The organism is Sphingomonas bacterium, assembly GCF_903643065.1.
GTDB lineage: Bacteria > Pseudomonadota > Alphaproteobacteria > Sphingomonadales > Sphingomonadaceae > Sphingomonas.
In genome coordinates this window covers 1-2,996 of the sequence record NZ_CAHJWX010000390.1, presented here as the reverse complement: position 1 = coordinate 2,996, position 2,996 = coordinate 1, and the positions used below count along the sequence as shown (strand labels likewise).

The window sequence follows — 2,996 nt, the reverse complement described above, 5'->3', positions numbered from 1 at the left end:
TGACGTGCGTGCTGGCGGTGGACGCGGCGGGCGCGGTGACGAGCGCGGCGCTGCTGCGCACGGCGCGCAAGCTGATGGACGGGACGGTGTTCGCATGAGCGTGGACGTGGACGGCCGGGTGCGCAGCTGGACGCTGGAGCCGACGCGCCCGCGCTACGAGCCGCCGCCGGGCGCGATCGACGCGCATTGCCATGTGTTCGGCCCGCAGGCGCGGCACCCGTTCAGCGCCAAGGCCAAATACCTGCCGCAGGACGCGGGGCCGGACCTGTTGTTCGCGTTGCGCGATCGGCTGGGCTTCGCGCGCAACGTGATCGTCCAGGCGAGCTGCCACGGGACGGACAACGCCGCGACGCTCGACGCGATCGCCCGATCGGACGGCGCCGCGCGGGGCGTGGCGGTCGTCGATCCCGGTATCGACGAGGCGGCGCTGCACACGCTGCACGCGGGCGGCATCCGTGGCATCCGCTTCAACTTCCTCAAGCGGCTGGTCGACGACGCGCCCAAGGACCGGTTCCTGGAGGTGGCGCGCCGGTTGCCCGCCGGCTGGCACGTCGTGGTGTATTTCGAGGCGGATATCCTGGCCGATCTGCGCCCGTTCCTGGACGCGATCCCCGTGCCGCTCGTCATCGACCATATGGGCCGGCCCGACGTCAGCCAGGGGCCGGACGGACCCGACCTGCGCGCGTTCCGGGCGCTGCTCGACAGCCGGCCGGACATCCACTTCAAGGCGACCTGTCCCGACCGGCTCGACCCCGCCGGGCCGCCGTGGGACGATTTCGTCCGCGCGGTCGCGCCGCTGGTCGCCGACTATCCGAGCCGCGCGCTGTGGGGCACCGACTGGCCGCATCCGAACATGGCCGACGCGATCCCCGACGACGGCGCGCTGGTCGACGTGATCCCGCGCATCGCGCCCACGCCCGCGTTGCAGCGGGCGTTGCTGATCGACAATCCCCTCGCGCTCTACTGGCCCGAGGCGGTCGCCGGCTGAGCCGTCACGCGGCGGCGGGGTCCGCATGGGCGACGCCGATCGCCAGCCGGTATTCGGCGCGCGCGCTGTAGAAGTCGGTGCTGATCGCGCCCGCGCCGCAGCGCGTGGCGGCCGCGCCGGCGCAGATCCATTGCTGCACCTCCATCGCCGCGACCCCGGCCTGTTCGATCACCCAGGCCGGTTCCCAATCGTCGAACGCGGCGAAGTCGCCGGTGGCGTAGCGCGCGAGGAACGCCTCGTCCCAGGCTGGGTTCAGGCGGAAGTCGCTGGCGGTGCGCTCGCCGCGCATCACCATCTCGCCGCCCAGCACCGTGCGCGCGCCCAGCTGCGCGATCCAGGCGTCGCGGTCGAGCCCGCCGCCCATGCCGCCGTGGACGAGATAGCTGCGCAGCTCGTCGGGCACGGCGGCCAGATCCTGCGGGAAGATGTTGGCGGGATGGTGCGACAGCCCGCCGCTGGCGATGAAGGCGACGCGCTTGCCCAGCCCCGCCGCGAACGCGCCGATCGCCTCGCCCAGCATCCGCACGCGCCGGAACGACGACAGCGGCCGACAGGTGGTGTTGATGAGGACCGGGATGGTGGGATAGCGATCGATCGCGCCGGCCAGCAGCTGCAGCGGCTGGGAAAAGCCGTGGTCCACCGTCATGTCATGCGACGCGGCGACGTCGATGTCGGCGGCGCGCACCGCCGCCAGGCACTCGCTCGCCAAATCGCGCGCGACATCCAGCCGCCCGGGCGCGCCGCCGTAATCGTCCACCGCCGTCGCGCCGAAGGCGATGCAGAAGGGCGGCACCATCTGCAGGTGCACGCCCGTATAATGGTCGGGCGCGCAGATGATGACCAGCTCGGGATCGAACGCGGCGAGCGCGCGCGCGCGGGCGGCATAGGCCTCGACGACGTGCGGGTGCATGTCGGTTTCCGGCATCGGCCGCATCAGCGCCGGGCCGTGGGAGACGCAGGTCAGCAGCGCGTTCATGCCATCACCTCTTCAGCTCGCCGGGTGGATAAAGGACCAGGGCGACACTTCCGTCCCGCGCGGCACCTGGACCTGGATCAGCGCCGGCGCGCCGAGCGCGAGCGCGGCCTCCAGCGCGGGGCGCAGGCCGTCCGGCGTGTCGACGCGCCAGGCGCGGATGCCGAAACTCTCGGCGAGCTTGACGAAATCCGGGTTGACGAGGTCGGCGCCGATGACGTGCCCGGCGAAGCGGGTCTCCTGGTCGCGCCGGACGTTGCCGTAGCAGCCATTGTCGAACACGATCGTGACGAGGTCGATGCCGTACTGCACCGCCGTCGCCAGCTCGGGCATCGCGAACAGGAAGCCGCCGTCGCCGGTGATCGACACCACCGGCTTGTCCGGGTGGGCGACCTTGACCCCGAGCGCGGTGGGGAAGCCGAAGCCGAGCGTGCCCTGATAGCCGCAGCTGACATAGGTGCGCGGCTCATACACCGGATAGCCAAAGTTCGACGTGAAGCCCATCTGCGACAGTTCCTCGACCAGGAAGCCGTCGCGCGGCAGCACGTCGCGGATGACGTCCAGATAGGCCATCTGCGGCTGCACCGAGCGGATGTCGCGCGCCGCCTTCGCCTTGGCGTCGGCGATCGCGGCGCGGTCGCCTTGCGGGGGGTGGCCGGCGGCGTCGAGCGCCGACAGCAGCGCGCCGACCGTCACGGCGGCGTCCCCCGCCAGCGGTCCGTCGGTGTCGAGCCGGTCCATCTCGGCGGGATCGATGTCGATGCGGATCAGCCGCCTGCCGGCGATGCTGCGCTCGCAACGCATCATGCTGCCCCAGCGCATGAAGGGGATCTCCAGCCGGGTGCCGATGCCGATCATCAGGTCGACCGCCGGCCAGAGGTTCCACGCCGCCGCCATGCTCAGCCCCAGCGGGCGATCCTCGCCGACGACGCCGCGCCCGCCGCGAAAGCCGACGACCGGCGCGCCCAGCGCGGCCTCGATTTAGCGCCATCGCTGCAGTTCAGCCTGGCCGACGCCCCCGCCTTCGCAACGGCA

3 protein-coding genes are annotated in these 2,996 nt (G+C 72.1%); 1 reads left to right on the top strand and 2 read right to left on the bottom strand.

The features are described from left to right. Window positions 1–94 precede the first annotated feature (94 nt). Entirely contained in the window at window positions 95–988 is an 894-nt protein-coding gene (locus HUU95_RS12635; protein WP_174280422.1) for an amidohydrolase family protein, read from the top strand. Between the two features lie 4 nt (window positions 989–992). Here HUU95_RS12635 and HUU95_RS12630 read toward each other — a convergent pair whose 3' ends face one another. Both HUU95_RS12630 and HUU95_RS12625 read right to left on the bottom strand, forming a co-directional pair. Beyond that, entirely contained in the window at window positions 993–1,964 is a 972-nt protein-coding gene (locus HUU95_RS12630; protein ID WP_174280421.1) for a 3-carboxyethylcatechol 2,3-dioxygenase, read from the bottom strand. A gap of 12 nt (window positions 1,965–1,976) precedes the next feature. Continuing rightward, on the bottom strand, window positions 1,977–2,930 hold the full coding sequence (locus HUU95_RS12625; RefSeq protein ID WP_254602787.1) for a thiamine pyrophosphate-dependent enzyme: 954 nt from the start codon (window positions 2,928–2,930) through the stop codon (window positions 1,977–1,979). Window positions 2,931–2,996 lie beyond the last annotated feature (66 nt).

Bases quoted from the DNA above. Each gene is read 5' to 3' on its own strand.
- HUU95_RS12630 (WP_174280421.1), bottom strand. From the start codon at position 1,964: ATGAACGCGCTGCTGACCTGCGTCTCCCACGGCCCGGCGCTGATGCGG.
- HUU95_RS12635 (WP_174280422.1), top strand. From the start codon at position 95: ATGAGCGTGGACGTGGACGGCCGGGTGCGCAGCTGGACGCTGGAGCCG.